Here is a 16,594-nt window from a genome sequence, read left to right as displayed (position 1 = left end):
ATGTCTGCAGCGATGGAACAGAGTTTAGTCCCGGCAGCACCTAGGGAAAACCATGAAAGAACGAAAACACTGTTTCCCCGGAGCCAACAATGTCGGCATCCGGGATAGAGAAACCCTATTCATAGAATAGATTTTCGCAACAATGCTGTCCCCACGAGCCGGTTACGACCAGTTCGCGTGGAAGCTGCCCGGCTTGTCGGTGCGCTCGAACGTGTGCGCGCCGAAGAAGTCGCGCTGCGCCTGCACCAGGTTCGCCGGCAGGCGTTCGGAACGGTAGCTGTCGAAGTACGCGACTGCCGACGCAAACGCCGGTACCGGCACGCCGGCCTTCACCGCGGCGACCACGACATCCCGCAGCGCCGTCTGGTAGTTCGCGGCGATGTCCTTGAAGTACGGGTCGAGCAGCAGGTTCGCGAGCGCCGGATCCTTGGCATAGGCGTCCGTGATCTTCTGCAGGAAGCGCGCGCGGATGATGCAGCCCGCGCGGAAGATCTTCGCGATCGTCCCGAGATCGAGGTTCCAGCCGTACTCTTCCGACGCCGTGCGCAGTTGCGCGAAGCCCTGCGCGTACGAGATCACCTTGCTCAGGTACAGCGCGCGGCGCACCGCTTCGACGAACGCGGCGCGATCGCCGTCGAACGGCGCAGCGGCCGGGCCCGACAGGATCTTGCTGGCCGCGACGCGCTCGGTCTTCAGCGACGACAGCACGCGCGCGAACACCGACTCGGTGATGAGCGGCAGCGGCACGCCGAGATCCAGCGCGTTCTGGCTCGTCCACTTGCCGGTGCCCTTCTGCGCGGCGCGATCGAGGATCACGTCGACGAGATGCTTGCCGGTCTCTTCATCCTTCTTGCCGAAGATCTTCGACGTGATCTCGATCAGGTAGCTGTCGAGCTCACCCTGGTTCCATTCGGTGTACACCGCGCCGAGTTCGTCGTTGGTCAGGCCCGCGACGTCCTTCAGCACCGAGTAGCTTTCGGCGATCAACTGCATGTCGCCGTATTCGATGCCGTTGTGGACCATCTTCACGTAGTGGCCCGCACCGTCCGGGCCCATGTATGCGACGCACGGCTCGCCGTCCGACGGCGCCTTCGCGGCGATCTGCTTGAGGATCGGCTCGACGAGGTCGTACGCGTCGCGCTGGCCGCCGGGCATGATCGACGGGCCGCGCAGCGCGCCCTCTTCGCCGCCCGACACGCCGGTGCCGATGAAATGCAGGCCCGATTGCGCGAGTTCCTGGTTGCGGCGGATCGTGTCGGTGAAATGCGTATTGCCGCCGTCGATCAGTACGTCGCCCTTCTCGAGCAGCGGCTTGAGCGATGCGATCGTCGCATCGGTCGCTTCACCGGCCTTCACCATCATCAGGATCCGGCGCGGCGTTTCGAGCGACGCGACGAACGCCTCGAGCGTGTAGGTCGGCACCAGGTTGCGGCCGGGGAATTCGGCGATCAGTTCGTCGGTTTTCTCGCGGCTGCGGTTGTACACCGACACCGCGTAACCGCGGCTCTCGATATTGAGTGCGAGATTGCGGCCCATCACCGCGAGCCCGATCACACCGATTGCTTGTTTGCCCATTAGTCAATTCTCCGGAAAAAACGGGGCGCGACCCGAGCCGGGCCGCGCGCACAGGCGAAAGGATAGTGGAAACCCGGCGGCGATGCGCGCTTGCGTGTCATTGCTCCGCGTGCGGCAGCCGCCGGAACACGACGCTCAGGTTGTTCGCCGGCATCTCGACGATCTCGATGCAGTCGAGCCCGCGATCGAGGCCGAGCGCGACGACGGTCTCGAGATCGCGCACGCCCCACGACGGGTCGCGGCTGCGCAATTGCAGGTCGAAGGCTTCGTTCGACGGCGCCGTATGCCGGCCGTCGCGACGGTACGGGCCGTACAGGAACAGCACGCCGCCCGGCCGCAGCAGGCGCGATGCGCCCGCGAACAGCGCTTCCGTGCAGGCCCACGGCGAGATGTGAATCATGTTGATGCAGACGATCGCGTCGAGCGCCGCGACCGGCCACGATGCGTCGCGCACGTCGAATGCCAGCGGCCCGGCGACGTTCGCGAGGCCCGCATGCGCGATCCACGCGGCGATCGAGTGCCGCGCCTGTTCGTCGGGGTCGCTCGGCTGCCAGCGCAAATCCGGCAATGCGTGTGCGAAATGGACGACATGCTGGCCGGTGCCGCTCGCGATTTCGAGTACGTTGCCGCTCGCCGGCAGCACGCGGCGCAACACGTCGAGGATCGGCTCGCGGTTGCGTTCGGCCGCGGGCGCCAGCAACCGCGCGGCGGGATCGGGCGAAGGTTTTGCGCCAGTCACGATGCCTGCTCCAGTGTGTTGCCGCGCAGACCCAGCCGCGCCGTGAGCGCGTCGAGCGCGGGTGCGCACGGCGCCTCGACCTTCAGCGTCAGTATCGGATCGGCGCGCGTATGGCCGAGATTGAGCGCGGCGACCGGCTTCTGCTGCGCCTGCGCCCATACGCAGAAGCGGTAGCCGGAATACACCATCAGCGACGAACCGACGACGAGCAACGCATCGGCCGCATCGAGCGCCTGCGACGCCAGCGCGACGCGCTCGCGCGGCACGTTCTCGCCGAAAAACACGACCGCCGGCTTCAACAGTCCGCCGCACTCGGGGCACGCCGGAATGCGAAACGAATCGAGCGCAGCCCATTCGAGGTGCGCGTCGCCGTCCGCGGCCGGCTCGGCCTGCGCGCCCAGCAGTTCGGGATTGTCGGCTTCGAGCACGGCCTGGATCGTCGCCCGCGCGTGATGCGCGCCGCATCCAAGGCAGGTCACGCCGTTGATTCCGCCGTGCAGCTCGATCACGTCGTCGCTGCCCGCGCGCTGATGCAGGCCGTCGACGTTCTGCGTGACGAGGCGCTCGATCCGGCCCGCGCCACCGAGCCGCGCCAGCGCGACATGCGACCCGTTCGGCCGCGCGCGGCCGACGACGGGCCAGCCGATCATGCTGCGCGCCCAGTAGCGCCGCCGCGCGGCATCGGAGCCGAGGAATTCGTGGAGCTGGATCGGCGGCGAGCGCATCCATTGGCCGTTGCGGTCGCGATAGCCGGGAATGCCGGAATCGGTGCTGATGCCCGCGCCGGTCAGCACGAGCAGGCGCGGATGACGCGCGACGAACGTGTGCAGCGCATCGAGCGCGGCCGGATCGACGCCAGCGGTTGAGGGGTCGTGCAGGACTTTATCGTTCATGTTGGCAACGCGTGATCGGGTGCGCCGGCAGGCCGTGCGCCCGCACGGGCGGCCAGGCACGCCAGCACATGATACAGAACGCCGCGCGATCGGGCGGGCGCCCCCGCGGCAAACCGGCGCACAAAAAAAGACGCCCATCGCCACTCGGCGACGGGCGCTTCAACAATTGATCCATCGGGGTAGTGGATCAACTGACAGCACAACGTTGCGGCGCCCGCCATGCCGAGCATGAAGGACGCATTCCCCGGACTACGCGTGTTCCGTGATGCCGCGCGCATCGCTGCGTTACCGGCTTGCCGATCCGCCCCGGCGCCTCGAACGCGTCACGCCGATGCCATACACGGCGCGCGAACGCATCCGCCGCGCGACGACTTGCGTTGCGCCATGGCATGACGATCCGGGATCCAGGCCGGGGCCATCCGCCCGCGTTCGCGGTTCATCCCCGACGGCCGACCGGGACCGGTCGGCCTCGTGCGTCACGCATGCACGTCGTCGTTCAGAACGAACCCGATTGCTCGGATGGAACGGAAAGCCGCCGCTCACGTCGCCGCAATCAACGGCGAAGCGAACACCCTGGCAGGTCGGCGATTCATGTTTGCAACACGACATGTTGCATTTCGGTCTTTTTTCATTCTCTTGTCCCCGTCTTCGATACGTCCGACCCACTGAAGCGATTGCCGGGCCGACTGCGCCCGCGATCGCGCTCACGGCCCCTACAGATATGCAAGGAGCGCACCATGCTTCACGCCGCAAGGCCGCGCGGGCGGATACGCGGCTGTCGGCGCGAATCGCGCACCAGCAGAAAGCGTGAACGTTTCGAAACTGAAACGCGGGGGGTGGCGTCCGGTCGAAGACGTCCGGTCGTGCCTGCCTGCGCGGCGCTCACTCACGCCCCGGGCCGTGATCGCGGCGTTGCATCCGCGCGCCATCGCCGGCCGGCTTACAATCGCCCCACAATGGCCGCCCGCACATGAGCGCATGTGCGGGCCGGATCTTGCCTCGCGCGCGCGGCGCTTCGCCGCCTGACCGGAGACCCCACCCGACGCATGACCGACGCAAACGACTGGCTGGATATCGACTACCGGACGCTGTTTCGGCTGCGCCCGGATCGCCGAATCGAACGCGAGAACGATCCCGGCTGCTCGCCCGGGCCGCGCTTCTGGCTGGGCCGATGCGCATGCGGCACGCTGGCGGGCGTCCGCGCCGACGTGCCTGCGGACCTTGCGGACGAACTGACGCGCATGGCCGACAGCGAGCCGCCGTTGTCGGACAGCGTTCAGCCTGCGCATCTCGAACGCTATCTCGCGCAGCTCGCGCCTGTTTCGAACTGGAACATCGGCCTCGTGTACGCGCTGCCGAACGCGCTTGAATTCGACACCGGCGCGCACGTCGCGCTGGTCGACGGCAACAGCGACGCAGGCCGGCAATTGCGGCAATCGCTGTCCGCGCACGGAATGCCCGGCGGCCTGCGCTCGATGGGCTTGTGCAGCATCGCCGATTTGTGGGCGCCGTGGTGCGCGGCTGTCGTCGACGGCGAAGTCGTGTCGGTCGCGTTTGCCGCGCGGCTGTCCGATACCGGCGCCGAACTCGGTCTCGCAACGGCCCCGGCGTTCCGCGGGCGCGGCCTCGCGGCAGCCGTTACCGCCGCGTGGTCGCGGTTGCCGTCGCTTCGCACGCGCACGCTGTTCTACAGCACCGACCGCGACAACCGCGCGTCGCAACGCGTGGCGTCACGCCTCGGGCTCGCGCTGCGCGGCACGACGCTGCGGGTCACATAGCACCGGAGGGGACAGCACGGGCCGCCCCGCTCGCGCGTGACACAAACACGCTAGCATTCCGACACGGCACCCCACACGTGCGCCCTGCCTCGCCCCAAAGGATCCGACATGCCCCCCCTCGCTCCCGCCCGCCCCGACGTCACGCATCGCGTGTTTTGCACCGGGCGGCTGTCGATCGGCCTCACGCTTCCGCTGCTGCGCAGCGGCCAGATCGTCGCCGACTTCGACGAACAGCTCGAACTCGCCGCGCTGGCCGATACGCTCGGCTTTCGTGCGCTGTGGATTCGCGACGTGCCGCTGAACAGCGCCGACTATCCCGATCCGGTCGGCCATCTCGACCCGTGGGTGCTGCTCGGCGCACTGGCGGCGCGCACGCGCCGGATCGTGCTCGCCAGCGGCGCGATCGTGCTGCCGCTGCGTCATCCGCTGCATATCGCGAAAGGCGCGCTGTCGGTCGCGACGCTGTCGGGCGGACGCTTCATCCTCGGGCTCGGCTCCGGCGACCGGCCGCCCGAATACGCGGCGTTCGGCGTCGACGCGGAAACGCGGCGCGACCGCTATCGCGCGCACTGGGACGTCGTCGCGGCCGCGCTCGGCCTGCCGTCGCGCGTATTGCCCGACGAAGCGCCGCCCGATGCGCCCGAATTCACGCTGCTGCCGCGTGGCGACGACGCGGTGCCGATGCTTGCCGTCGGCTCGGGCGGACAAAGCGTCGACTGGATCGCACGGCATTCGATCGGCTGGATGACGTATCACCGCGATCCGGAAACGCAGCGCGCACGCTATTCGATGTGGCGCGCGGCGGTCGACCGGCTCGCTTCGCCGGACTTTCGTGCATTCGGCGTGTCGATGCGGCTCGATCTCGCCGCGGCCCCCGATGCGCCGGCCACCGCGCTGCCGCTCGGTTACGCAACCGGGCGCCGCGCGTTGGTCGACATCCTCCGGGACATGCGTGCCGCGGGTACGCATCATGTCACGCTGAACCCAGGATCGGACCGGCCCGTACGGGAAGTCATCGAAGAAATCGCGGAGCACGTGCTGCCGTTCTTTCATGACGAAAATGCCTGATTCATCAGGAATCCGAATCCACTTGATGCGATACACAGGCCGATCGTGACCGGACGAACGCTCACGTAACGATGCGCCGCGCGCCGGTGCCGGTGCCGGCGCCTGCCAACACGCGCTACAGGCGCCTAACGACCGGGCACGCAGGCTGCTCCCGCATTCCGGTCGGTCGCACGCCTGCGTCCGGCACCTGCCTGCGCGAACGCGCCGCCAACGCCCGCGCCGCCTCGCGCATGCCCGATTCGAATCGTCGTCGACGGAACTATTCGGTCCCGATCGCGATCATGTTAACTTCCGTCCATCGTTCAGCCTGGCGGGCCGCGTGCCGATGCGCGCCCGCATGCCCACTCCATGCGACATTTCCTTCTCGGCTGGCTGCTTGCCGCCTTCGTCTCGGCCGCCCATGCGGCCGCCCCCGCCCCGGCCGCGGCGTCGGCCGCCTCCGGCACCGCGCCCGCCCTGACGCCGCAACAGGCCCAGCAGGCACTCAATGTGCTCGAAAACCCGCGCGATCGCGCGCAAGTCGAAACGACGCTGCGCGCGATCGCAGCCGTCGGCGCCTTGAGTGCGCCTGCGGTCGCGGCCAGCGAAGCGGCCGCCGCCAGCGGCGCATCGGCTGCCGCCGCCCCGACCGCACTCACATCGAACGGACTCGCATCGCTGCTCGTCCGCCAGGGATCGCGCTGGACCACCGAAATCGGCGGCGCACTGAAGGAGTCGCTACGCTCGCTGCTCGATATCGGTTCGGTAGGAAGCTGGTGGCATGACAGGCTCGTGCGCGCCGACGAGCGCGCGAATCTCACGCACGCGATCTGGATCATGCTCGCCGTGCTCGCGCCGGCGCTCTTCGTCGAATGGCTCGCGAAGCGGCTGCTGCGACGCGCGCTGGCCGCGGTGGCCGCACGGCGCGGCGACGCATCGCGCCAAACAGCATCCGATCCCGCCGCACCGGACGCGGACGACGCGGAGCCGGCAGACACCGCCCCCCCGCCCGACGCTGCCGGCGCCGACACGCCGGACGCAGCCCCCTCGGCGTCGCCTGGACGAGGCCACGCGCGGCGGCACACCACACTGCTGCACCGGATGCCGCGCGCGCTCGTCAGCCTCGCGCTGCGCGTGGTGCCGCTGCTCGCGTTCGTCGGTGCAGCGAGCCTGACGATGTCGCTGATCGATGACGCAGGCACGCCGGTCGAATCCGCACTCGAAGCATTGATCGACATCTACGTGATCTGCCGGCTCGTCACGATCGTCAGCCGGCTGTTCTTCCAGCCCGATGCGCGGCAGTTGCGCCTCGTGCACATCAGCGACGCATGGGCCGATTTCGCGCAACGCTCGATCGCGCGGATCGCGATCGTGGTCGGCGCGTGCACGGCGGCCGTCGAGATCGCCGCGAACTTCGGCCTCAGCGAAGCCGGCCATGTCGCGCTGCTGAAGGCCGTCGCGCTCGTCGGGCACCTGATGATCTCGGTGCTGATCCTCCAGTGCCGCCAGCCGGTCGCGGCACGGATCCGTGCCGCCGGCGCCGACCGGCCGGCCTTCGCGGTCGTCGGCAACGCGCTCGCGGATGCCTGGGCGCCCGTATCGGTCTTCATCGTGATGGCCCTGTGGTTCGTCTGGGCGCTCGACGTCCACAACGGCTACCGCGTGCTGATCACTCTTGGCGGCCGTTCGATCGCCGTGATGATCGCGATGCGAATGGTGTCGATCGTCGTGTTCGGCGCGCTCGCGCGGCTGTTCCAGGGCCGCGACGAAGACCGCACGCTCGTCCATCTGCACGCGTACCGCTATTACCCGCTGCTGCGCCAGATCGTGTCGGGGGCGATCGGCATCGTGACCGTCGTGCTGCTGCTGCAGATCTGGGGCGTACCGGTCTTCCGCGCGTTCGAGACGGGCACGATCGGCCACCGGCTCGCGTCCGCGCTGGTGACGATCGCGATCGCGGCGATCGTCGCGCTCGTCGTGTGGGAAGCGGCCAACATCGCGATCGAACGCCGCCTGCAGCGCTGGACGCGCGAAGGCAACCTGGTGCGCGCGGCGCGGCTGCGCACGCTGCTGCCGATGCTGCGTTCGCTGCTGTTCGTGATGATCGCGCTCGTCGTCGTGCTGACGGGCCTCAGCGAACTCGGCGTGAACGTCGGCCCGCTGCTGGCCGGCGCAAGCATCTTCGGCGTCGCACTCGGTTTCGGCTCGCAGAAGCTCGTGCAGGACTTCATCACCGGGATCTTCCTGCTGATGGAGAACGCCATGCAGGTCGGCGACTGGGTCACGCTCGCCGGCGTGTCGGGCACGGTCGAATACCTCTCGATCCGTACCGTGCGGCTGCGCGCGGGCGACGGATCGCTGTACACGATCCCGTTCAGCTCGGTGACGACCGTCAACAACACGAATCGCGGGCTCGGCAACGCGGCCGTCAAGGTCAGCATCGCGTACGGCGAGGACATCGATCGCGCGATTGCGACGCTCAAGGAAATCGGCGCCGCATTGCGCGACGATCCGAAGTACCACGACGGCATCCTGTCGGACTTCAGCTACTGGGGCATCGACCAGGTCGACGGCGCGGCGCTCGCGCTGGCCGGACAGATGCAGTGCACGGACTCGACGCGCTGGAGCGTGCAGCGCGAATTCAACCGGCGGATCGCGGAGACGTTCCGCGAACGCGGCATCCGGATCGCCAATCCGCAGCGCAGCCTGGTGGCCTATGCGGACGGATCCCGGCCTGCCGGCAATGGTGAAGGCGAGCACGCCACCGACAACGGCAACGCGCCGGCAACGGCAGCCCGGCCGCCGTCGCCCGGCAACGGGGAGCACAAGCCGGGCTGACCATTCAAGGCGCGTGACGCGCCGTGCTCAACGCGCGGCGGGTTTCTTCACGCGCCCCGCGCTGTTCGCCGCGGGCGTTGCCGCCCCCGGTTTCGCCGTGCGTTTCGACGCGGCGGAACCCTGCCCGCGCTTCGCCACGGTTTCCGAGCCGGCCGCCGGCACATCGCGCTGCGCATGCCATTGTTCGAGCAGCACGCGCGTCTGGTCGGCAATCGTCTCGATCAGCAACGCCGCGCGTTCGCCCTCGAAAGCATCCCAGTCGAGCAACTGCAGCGCCGAACGCTGCGCGATGTGGAACACCGTGAGCTGCCCGAACAGGCTCAGCGCGCGCAACCGCGTGACAGGATCGTCGCCCGGCCGCCCCGAAATGCGGCCGATCAGCTCGGCGCTCACGTCGTTCAGCGGCTTGCGCATGCGCGTCATCAGGATTTCGCTCGCGCTCGCCGGTTCCTGACCGCCCTGCTCGCGCGCGAAGAACATCCGCTGGTTCATCGTCTTCGGCGCGGTAAACATCCGGTCCGACAGCGCGCGCAGCAGCCCGATGAACGCGTCGACCAGCACGTCGACGTCCGCGTCCGCATCGAGCATCGCCCACGCATGGCCGACCGCCGGCGCGAACACTTCCCAGCCGTTCTCGGCAATCGTCTCGACACACGCGCGGTACACGCCTTCCTTGTTCTCGAAGTAGTACTGGAGCGCCGGCGCGTTCACCCCCGCCATCGCGGCGATCTCGCGCGTCGACGCGCCCGCGAACCCGCGTTCGCCGAACAGCTCGATCGCCGCCTCGATGATCCGCTGGCGCGTTTCGTCGCCGCGCGCGTAGCCGCCCGCCGACGTGCGGCGCAGCTTCTTCGCTTCGTTCATGCCTTCCTCGTCATTCGCTCGATCGACATTCTACTTGACACAATTTTATCAACTGGAATAATTCTTCCACTTGGAATAAATTGGATGCCAGCATGTCGACGCTGCAAGACCCGCCACAGAAAGCGAATCGTCAGGAAACCGCAACAACGCCACGCAAGGGAAACAGCGGATTGAAGCGGCGCGTCCTGCTCATTGCCGCCGTGCTTGCGGCCATCGGCGGCGCCGTCTGGCTCGGCCGCTGGTGGACGGTCGGCCGCTTCATCGAAAGCACCAACGACGCGTACCTGCAGGCGGACAGCATGACTGCCGCGCCGAAAGTCGCCGGCTACGTGACCGATGTCTACGTGCGCGACAACCAGCCCGTGAAGGCCGGCGATCCGCTCGTGCGGCTCGACGTGCGCCAGTACCAGGTTGCGCTCGCGCAATCGCTCGCGACCGTCGACGCCCGCCGCGCGGATATCGCGCGCGCAGAAGCCGACATCAGCCAGCAGCACGCGAATCTCGAACAGGCCGATGCGCAGGCGAAGGTGTCGCGAATCAACGCGCAGCACGCGAGCGACGAATACACGCGCTATGCACCGCTCGCGGCGACCGGCGCGGAAACGCACGAACGCGTCGCCGACCTGAAGAGCACGCGCGACCAGGCAGCCGCGACGCTGGCCGCGAACAACGCGTCGATCGCCGCCGCGCGCACGCAGATCGCGTCGTTCACCGCGCAGCGCCAGCAGGCGCGCGCACAGCTCGAGGCCGCGCAGGCCAGCGCCGCGCAGGCGCAACTCGATCTCGACAACACGACCGTCCGCAGCACGCTCGCCGGTCGCGTCGGCGATCGCACGGTGCGCGTCGGCCAGTACGTGCAGCCCGGCACGCGGCTGCTGACCGTCGTGCCGGTCGACTCGATCTATCTCGTCGCGAACTTCAAGGAAACGCAGATCGGCAACATGCGCATCGGCCAGCCCGTCGAACTGCATGTCGATGCGCTGCCGGACGGCGCACTGTCCGGCGTCGTCGACAGCTTCGCGCCCGGCACCGGCGCGCAGTTCGCGCTGCTGCCGCCCGAGAACGCGACCGGCAATTTCACGAAGATCGTCCAGCGCGTGCCCGTGCGCATCCGCCTTGCCGCCGATGCGCGCGCACAACGCATGCTGCTGCCGGGGCTGTCCGTGACGGTCGACGTCGATACCCGTTCGGTCCGCGACGAGAAGCGCCATGGCTGACACCCCCGTCACGATGCCCGCGCCGCCGCACGAAGGCCGCGCGAGCGTGACCGACTGGATCGCGGTTGCTGCCGGCGCGCTCGGCGCACTGATGGCGACGCTCGACATCTCGATCACGAACTCCGCGCTGCCGCAGATCCAGGGCGAAATTGGCGCGACGGGCACCGAAGGCACGTGGATCTCGACCGGCTACCTGATGTCGGAAATCGTGATGATCCCGCTCGCCGCATGGCTCACGCGTGTGTTCGGGCTGCGCAATTTCCTGCTGACGAACTCCGCGCTGTTCATCGCGTTCTCGATGATGTGCGGCTGGTCGCATTCGCTGCCGATGATGATCGCCGGCCGGATCGGCCAGGGCTTCACGGGCGGCGCGCTGATTCCGACCGCGCAGACCATCATCCGCACGCGGCTGCCGCTGTCGCAACTGCCGGTCGGGATGACGCTGTTCGGCCTGATCGTGCTGCTCGGGCCGCTGTTCGGCCCCGTGCTCGGCGGCTGGCTCGCGGAGAACGTGAACTGGAGCTGGTGCTTCTTCCTGAACCTGCCCGTGTGCCTGCTGCTGATGGCGTTGCTGGTGTTCGGGCTGCCGTCGGACCGACCTCAATGGCACTCGTTCTTCAACGCGGACTGGCTCGGCATCCTCGGCCTCGCGATCGGCCTGAGTTCGCTCACCGTCGTGCTCGAGGAAGGCCAGCGCGAACGCTGGTTCGAATCGCAGATGATCGTCACGCTGAGCATCGTGTCGTTTGCCGGAATGGTCCTGATCGCGCTGTCGCAGCGCTTCGCGAAGCGGCCGATCATGCGGCTGTCGCTGATGCGCAACCCGCGCTACGCGAGCGTGATCGTGATCGTGTCCGCGGTCGGCGCCGGGCTGTACGGCGTGTCCTACCTGCTGCCTCAGTTTCTCGCGATCGTCGCCGGCTACAACGCGGAACAGGCCGGCGCGATCATGCTGCTATCGGGGCTGCCTGCCTTTCTCGTGATGCCGATCCTGCCGCGCCTGCTCGGCAAGGTCGATTTCCGCATTCTCGTGATCTCGGGGCTGCTGCTGTTCTGCCTGAGCTGCATGCTCGACATCAGCCTGACCGCGCAGAGCGTCGGCCATGACTTCGTGTGGTCGCAGCTGATCCGCGGCGTCGCGCAGATGCTCGCGATGATGCCGCTCAACCAGGCGTCGATGGCGGCCGTCGCACGCGAAGACTCGGGCGATGCGGCCGGGCTCTACAACATGGCGCGCAATCTCGGCGGCTCGATCGGGCTCGCGATCATCGGCACCGTGATCGACCGGCGCACGACCTTCCATACGGCCGCGCTCCGCGAATCGGTGACCGCGAACTCGCTGATCGGGCAGGATCGATTGTCCGCCTATGCGGCCAACTGGTTCGCACACACCGGCGACCTCGCGTATTCGAACATGCGCGCGCTCGGGCAACTGGCGCAGCAGATCCAGATCCAGGCCGTCGTGATGACCTACTCCGAAACCTTCTATCTGCTGGGCCTCGCGCTGCTCGCCTGCGTGCCGCTCGCGCTGCTGCTGAGAACGCCGCGCGGGCCGCAACCGATGTCGTCCGGCCATTGAACCGTCTTACGCGATGAAACCCTTCTCCCTGCCCCGCCACCCTGTGCTCACGTTGTGCGCGGCCGCGTGCCTGCTCGCCGGCTGCACGGTCGGCCCCGACTACCCCGGCGCGCCCGCCGCACCCGATGCACCGGCCTTCGTGCGCGCGCCGGCTGCCGGCATCGATGCCACCGCGCCCGCGCCGAGCGCGTGGTGGCATGCGTTGAACGATCGCCAGCTCGACGACCTGATCACTGCCGCGCTCGTGTACAACCCCGATCTGCACGCCGCGCAGGCACGCTTGCGCGCCGCGCGCGCGCAGCTCTCGCAACAGCGCGCGGCGCAGCTGCCAAAATCGTCGGCCACCGTCGCGGCCATCCGCATGCGCGAACCGGACGTCAGCGCGCTCGGCTCACTGCTGCCGTCCAACGGCTCGAACCAGTCGGGCGGCACGTCGCCGTCGCTCGGCGGCTCGGGGCCGTTGCAGCTCTATTCGGCGGGCTTCGACGCAACCTGGGAAATCGACCTGTTCGGCGGCACGCGGCGCGCGGTCGAAGCGGCGTCCGCACAGGCCGAAGCGGTCGATGCGGACCTCGCCGATACGCAGGTGTCGATCGCGGCCGAAGTCGCGAATGCGTATGTCGACCTGCGCGACCAGCAGCAACGGCTCGCGCTGTCGCAGCGTACCGCCGGGTTGCAGCAGAAAATGCTCGAACTCACGCAGCAGCGCCGCGCGCGCGGCGTCGCGGCCGATGCGGACCTCGAACGCCTGACGACGCAGGTCGAAAACACGCGTGCGTCGCTGATCCCGCTCGACGCGCAAGTCACCGAATCGCTCGACCGGCTCGCGATCCTGACGGGCCGCGCGCCGGGCGCGCTCGACGCCGCGCTGTCGACACCGGATGCCCCGCTGCCGACGCTGCCCGGCACCGTCGCGATCGGCGATCCGGCCACGCTGCTGAAACAGCGTCCCGACATTCGCGCGGCCGAACGCCGGCTCGCCTCGAGCAATGCGCAGATCGGCGAGCATGTCGCCGACTATTTCCCGAAGGTGACGCTGCTCGGCGATCTCGGCTTCAGCGCGACGGACCCCGGCCATCTGTTCCGCAAGCAGAATTTCACGTGGGTCGGTGCGCCGTACCTGCAATGGAACATCCTCGATTTCGGGCGCACACGCGGCGCAGTGCGGGCAGCCGAAGCATCGCGTGACGAAGCGGAAGCCAACTATCAGAAAGCCGTGCTCGGTGCATTGCAGGATGCCAACACCGCATTGCAGCGTTACGGGCATCAGCGCGAACACGTCGTCGCGTTGACGAAGGTGCAAACGTCGGCCGTGCGTTCGCGCTCGCTGATGGACCAGCGCTATCGCGCGGGCGTCGCGTCGATGATCGACCTGCTCGATACGCAACGCGAAGCGCTGTCCGCGCAACAGAACGTGATTGCGGGGCAAGCCGAGCTGATCAAGGACTACGTGTCGCTGCAAAAGAGCCTCGGGCTCGGCTGGCAGACGAACGCCGCGTGACGGCGCCGGCGCGCATGATGCACGATCGACGCATCATGCGTGCCGCAATCATTCATTGCGCACGCAACAATACAGATTCGTTTCGTCCGCAACGAACGGGCTCTCGCCGTGTCGATTCCGCCGCTATCGACGACATATCGAATATCAATTAGCCAATCCCCTGACGATCTCTTCTAATTCAGTCGGCTTCCCCACCACCGATCGGATTCAAGGAGTTCCATCGTCATGTCCTCATCCTCCAATCGCGTGCTGCGGCACGCAGTTGCCGCCATCTGCGTTGCCCTCTCCGCTTCTCCGTATGCCGCCGAACTCACGCGCGACACCGGCGCACCCATCGGCGACAACCAGAATTCGCAGACGGCCGGCCCGGCCGGCCCCGTGCTCCTGCAGGACTCCGCGCTCATCGAAAAACTGCAGCGCTTCGACCGCGAGCGCATTCCGGAACGTGTCGTGCATGCGCGCGGCACCGGCGCATTCGGCGAGTTCGTCCCGAGCGCCGACCTCTCCGACCTGACGAAAGCGAAGGTCTTCACGCCGGGCACCCGCACACCGGTGTTCGTGCGCTTTTCCACCGTGATGGGCTATCGCGGCTCGCCCGAGCAGGCACGCGACCCGCGCGGCTTCGCGGTGAAGTTCTATACGCAGCAGGGCAACTGGGACATGGTCGGCATCAACTTGCCCGTGTTCTTCATTCGCGACGGCATCAAGTTCCCCGACTTCGTTCACGCGAACAAGCCAAGCGCCGTGACCGGCGTGCAGGATCCGAACCTCGCGTTCGACTTCTTCGCGCACACGCCCGAAGCGACCCACATGCTGACGATGCTGTACTCGAACGCGGGCATGCCCGATTCGTATCGCCACATGGACGGCTTCGCGGTGCATGCGTTCAAGTTCGTCAACGCGCAAGGCGACGTGCACTACGTGAAGTTCCACTGGAAGAGCCAGCAAGGCGTGCATGGCCTGCGTCCGCAGGACATCGCCGCTTCGATCGGGCGCGACTGGAACATGATGACGAACGACCTGTACGGCACGCTCAAACAAGGCGATTTCCCGAAATGGGATCTGTATGTGCAGGTGCTCGCGCCGAAGGACCTGAACCGCTTCGACTTCGACGCACTCGACGACACGAAGGTCTGGGCTGGCGTACCTGAACGCAAGGTCGGCACGATGACGCTCAATCGCGTGCCCGACAACTACTTCCAGTCGACCGAGGAATCGGCGTTCGCACCGTCGCGGCTCGTGCCGGGCATCGAGCCGTCCGAAGACCGGATGCTGCAGGATCGTCTGTTCGCGTACGCCGACACGCAGATGTACCGGCTCGGCGCGAACTACATGGACCTGCCGGTCAACCGCCCTGTCGTGCCAGTGGTCAACAACAACCAGGACGGCAAGATGAATGCCGGCGACCGCAAGGGCGAAGTGAACTACGAGCCGTCGACACAGCGCGAGCTTGCGCAGGATCCGCAGTACAAGTCCGTGCGCATGGCGCTCAACGGCACGACGCAACAGGAAGCGATCCACAAGAAGCTGCTGTTCCGTCAGGCCGGCGAGTACTACCGCGGCCTGTCGCAGCAGGACAAGGACGATCTCGTCACTGCGTTGTCCGGCGATCTTGGCCAGGTGAAGAACGCGCAAAACCAGTACGCGATGCTGTCGTACTTCTACAAGGCCGATGCGGACTACGGCACGCGTCTCGCGCAAGCCGTTCACGCAAATGTCCAGCAGGTGCAGTCGCTCGCGGCGAAGCTGAGCGAGAACTGATCCCGCGACGCCGGTCGCTGCCGACGTGCGCGGTTGTGCCGCGCACGTCGGCCTGACTTCTTCATCAGGACACCCCCATGCGCTCAGAACGCTTCACACGCGCGATCCGCGCGGCTGCAATGACTGTGGCGCTGGCCGCGATCGCCGGCTGCGCGCACCTGCCCGACCAGCCGACGTACGGCAAGGCCGATCCCGCCGCACTGCGCCGCTACGACGGCGACTGGTTCGACGCTGCGCGCGTCGGACGCGTCGATATCCTGCGCGCGTTGCGCGACGCCGGCTATCCCGTCGACGCCACCGACAGCCACGGCTATACGGCCGTGATACTCGCGTCGTACGACGGCCAGCCTGCCGCGCTCGACTACCTGCTGTCGGCCGGCGCCAACGCGTGCATCGGCGATCGCCACGGCAATACGGCGCTGATGGGTGCGCTCTTCAGGAACGCGCCCGGCATCGCCCGGCGCCTGCTCGACACGCGTTGCCCGATCGATCAGACGAACGGCGCCGGCGAAACCGCGCTGGGGTTCGCGACGCTCTTCAATCGCTTCGAACTGATTCCGCTGCTCGTCGCGCATGGCGCAAATCCGAACCATGTCGACCGGTGCGGACAGTCGCTGCTGCAGCTTGCGCTGACGCACGACAACATTTACGCCGCGGATGCGCTGCGGCAAGCCGGTGCCAGGCAGTAGCGCGGCCGGCCGGCAGGCAGATCGGCCGGCCACTCGATGGCCTCGTTCCGGACAATGCGGCGCCAACCGAGCCGGCCGCCTATTCACGCTCGTGACCGGCATCGCCGAGGCAC

At 67.6% G+C, this 16,594-nt stretch carries 12 protein-coding genes; 8 read left to right on the top strand and 4 right to left on the bottom strand.

Annotated features, from left to right (window positions below; all coding sequences use genetic code 11):
* Window positions 1–162: 162 nt before the first annotated feature.
* The 3 genes from gndA to OHZ10_RS23670 all read right to left on the bottom strand — a co-directional run bounded on the left by gndA (window position 163) and on the right by OHZ10_RS23670 (window position 3,207).
* Window positions 163–1,575 carry an NADP-dependent phosphogluconate dehydrogenase gene (gene gndA / locus OHZ10_RS23680; protein ID WP_059237279.1) on the bottom strand — a complete coding sequence of 471 codons (1,413 nt, stop codon included), beginning with the start codon at window positions 1,573–1,575 and terminating at the stop codon, window positions 163–165.
* Between the two features lie 97 nt (window positions 1,576–1,672).
* Window positions 1,673–2,314, bottom strand: coding sequence for a DUF938 domain-containing protein (locus tag OHZ10_RS23675; protein WP_256086602.1), 642 nt, complete (start codon window positions 2,312–2,314; stop codon window positions 1,673–1,675).
* The gene (locus OHZ10_RS23670) at window positions 2,311–3,207 is read right to left on the bottom strand and encodes an NAD-dependent protein deacetylase (protein WP_342705897.1); all 897 of its coding nucleotides are present in this window, start codon (window positions 3,205–3,207) and stop codon (window positions 2,311–2,313) included. The genes OHZ10_RS23675 and OHZ10_RS23670 overlap by 4 nt, the downstream gene beginning before the upstream one ends.
* A 1,046-nt stretch (window positions 3,208–4,253) precedes the next feature.
* Between OHZ10_RS23670 and OHZ10_RS23665 the strand changes: the two genes are divergently transcribed.
* From OHZ10_RS23665 to OHZ10_RS23655, 3 genes are all read left to right on the top strand, one after another.
* Window positions 4,254–4,985, top strand: a complete 732-nt coding sequence (locus OHZ10_RS23665; RefSeq protein WP_342705896.1) for a GNAT family N-acetyltransferase — start codon at window positions 4,254–4,256, stop codon at window positions 4,983–4,985.
* A 108-nt stretch (window positions 4,986–5,093) separates the two neighbouring features.
* Window positions 5,094–6,053 (top strand): LLM class oxidoreductase, encoded by a 960-nt coding sequence (locus tag OHZ10_RS23660; protein WP_342705895.1) that lies wholly within the window; start codon window positions 5,094–5,096, stop codon window positions 6,051–6,053.
* Between the two features lie 348 nt (window positions 6,054–6,401).
* Window positions 6,402–8,870: a mechanosensitive ion channel family protein gene (locus OHZ10_RS23655; protein WP_342705894.1), complete on the top strand. Its 2,469-nt coding sequence runs from the start codon at window positions 6,402–6,404 to the stop codon at window positions 8,868–8,870.
* A gap of 27 nt (window positions 8,871–8,897) precedes the next feature.
* Here OHZ10_RS23655 and OHZ10_RS23650 read toward each other — a convergent pair whose 3' ends face one another.
* The gene (locus OHZ10_RS23650; protein ID WP_342705893.1) at window positions 8,898–9,734 is read right to left on the bottom strand and encodes a CerR family C-terminal domain-containing protein; all 837 of its coding nucleotides are present in this window, start codon (window positions 9,732–9,734) and stop codon (window positions 8,898–8,900) included.
* A gap of 92 nt (window positions 9,735–9,826) precedes the next feature.
* Here OHZ10_RS23650 and OHZ10_RS23645 point away from each other — a divergent pair, with 92 nt between their 5' ends.
* The 5 genes from OHZ10_RS23645 to OHZ10_RS23625 all read left to right on the top strand — a co-directional run bounded on the left by OHZ10_RS23645 (window position 9,827) and on the right by OHZ10_RS23625 (window position 16,481).
* Window positions 9,827–10,951: an HlyD family secretion protein gene (locus OHZ10_RS23645; RefSeq protein WP_342705892.1), complete on the top strand. Its 1,125-nt coding sequence runs from the start codon at window positions 9,827–9,829 to the stop codon at window positions 10,949–10,951.
* Entirely contained in the window at window positions 10,944–12,530 is a 1,587-nt protein-coding gene (locus OHZ10_RS23640) for an MDR family MFS transporter (RefSeq protein WP_342705891.1), read from the top strand. The genes OHZ10_RS23645 and OHZ10_RS23640 overlap by 8 nt, the downstream gene beginning before the upstream one ends.
* Window positions 12,531–12,543: 13 nt before the next feature.
* Window positions 12,544–14,031, top strand: coding sequence for an efflux transporter outer membrane subunit (locus OHZ10_RS23635; protein ID WP_342705890.1), 1,488 nt, complete (start codon window positions 12,544–12,546; stop codon window positions 14,029–14,031).
* A 225-nt stretch (window positions 14,032–14,256) separates the two neighbouring features.
* The gene (locus OHZ10_RS23630) at window positions 14,257–15,792 is read left to right on the top strand and encodes a catalase (RefSeq protein ID WP_342705889.1); all 1,536 of its coding nucleotides are present in this window, start codon (window positions 14,257–14,259) and stop codon (window positions 15,790–15,792) included.
* Between the two features lie 77 nt (window positions 15,793–15,869).
* On the top strand, window positions 15,870–16,481 hold the full coding sequence (locus OHZ10_RS23625) for an ankyrin repeat domain-containing protein (RefSeq protein ID WP_342705888.1): 612 nt from the start codon (window positions 15,870–15,872) through the stop codon (window positions 16,479–16,481).
* Window positions 16,482–16,594 lie beyond the last annotated feature (113 nt).

The sequence above is a fragment of the Burkholderia arboris genome (assembly GCF_038723655.1).
Taxonomy (GTDB): domain Bacteria; phylum Pseudomonadota; class Gammaproteobacteria; order Burkholderiales; family Burkholderiaceae; genus Burkholderia; species Burkholderia arboris.
Note: the sequence above shows the minus strand (reverse complement) of the source record. Positions and strands in the feature narration are given on the sequence as shown.

Excerpts from the sequence above, each read along its gene's own strand:
- gndA (WP_059237279.1), bottom strand. The coding sequence starts at position 1,575 with ATGGGCAAACAAGCAATCGGTGTGATCGGGCTCGCGGTGATGGGCCGC.
- OHZ10_RS23670 (WP_342705897.1), bottom strand. The coding sequence starts at position 3,207 with ATGAACGATAAAGTCCTGCACGACCCCTCAACCGCTGGCGTCGATCCG.
- OHZ10_RS23665 (WP_342705896.1), top strand. The coding sequence starts at position 4,254 with ATGACCGACGCAAACGACTGGCTGGATATCGACTACCGGACGCTGTTT.
- OHZ10_RS23660 (WP_342705895.1), top strand. The coding sequence starts at position 5,094 with ATGCCCCCCCTCGCTCCCGCCCGCCCCGACGTCACGCATCGCGTGTTT.
- OHZ10_RS23655 (WP_342705894.1), top strand. The coding sequence starts at position 6,402 with ATGCGACATTTCCTTCTCGGCTGGCTGCTTGCCGCCTTCGTCTCGGCC.
- OHZ10_RS23650 (WP_342705893.1), bottom strand. The coding sequence starts at position 9,734 with ATGAACGAAGCGAAGAAGCTGCGCCGCACGTCGGCGGGCGGCTACGCG.
- OHZ10_RS23645 (WP_342705892.1), top strand. The coding sequence starts at position 9,827 with ATGTCGACGCTGCAAGACCCGCCACAGAAAGCGAATCGTCAGGAAACC.
- OHZ10_RS23640 (WP_342705891.1), top strand. The coding sequence starts at position 10,944 with ATGGCTGACACCCCCGTCACGATGCCCGCGCCGCCGCACGAAGGCCGC.
- OHZ10_RS23635 (WP_342705890.1), top strand. The coding sequence starts at position 12,544 with ATGAAACCCTTCTCCCTGCCCCGCCACCCTGTGCTCACGTTGTGCGCG.
- OHZ10_RS23630 (WP_342705889.1), top strand. The coding sequence starts at position 14,257 with ATGTCCTCATCCTCCAATCGCGTGCTGCGGCACGCAGTTGCCGCCATC.
- OHZ10_RS23625 (WP_342705888.1), top strand. The coding sequence starts at position 15,870 with ATGCGCTCAGAACGCTTCACACGCGCGATCCGCGCGGCTGCAATGACT.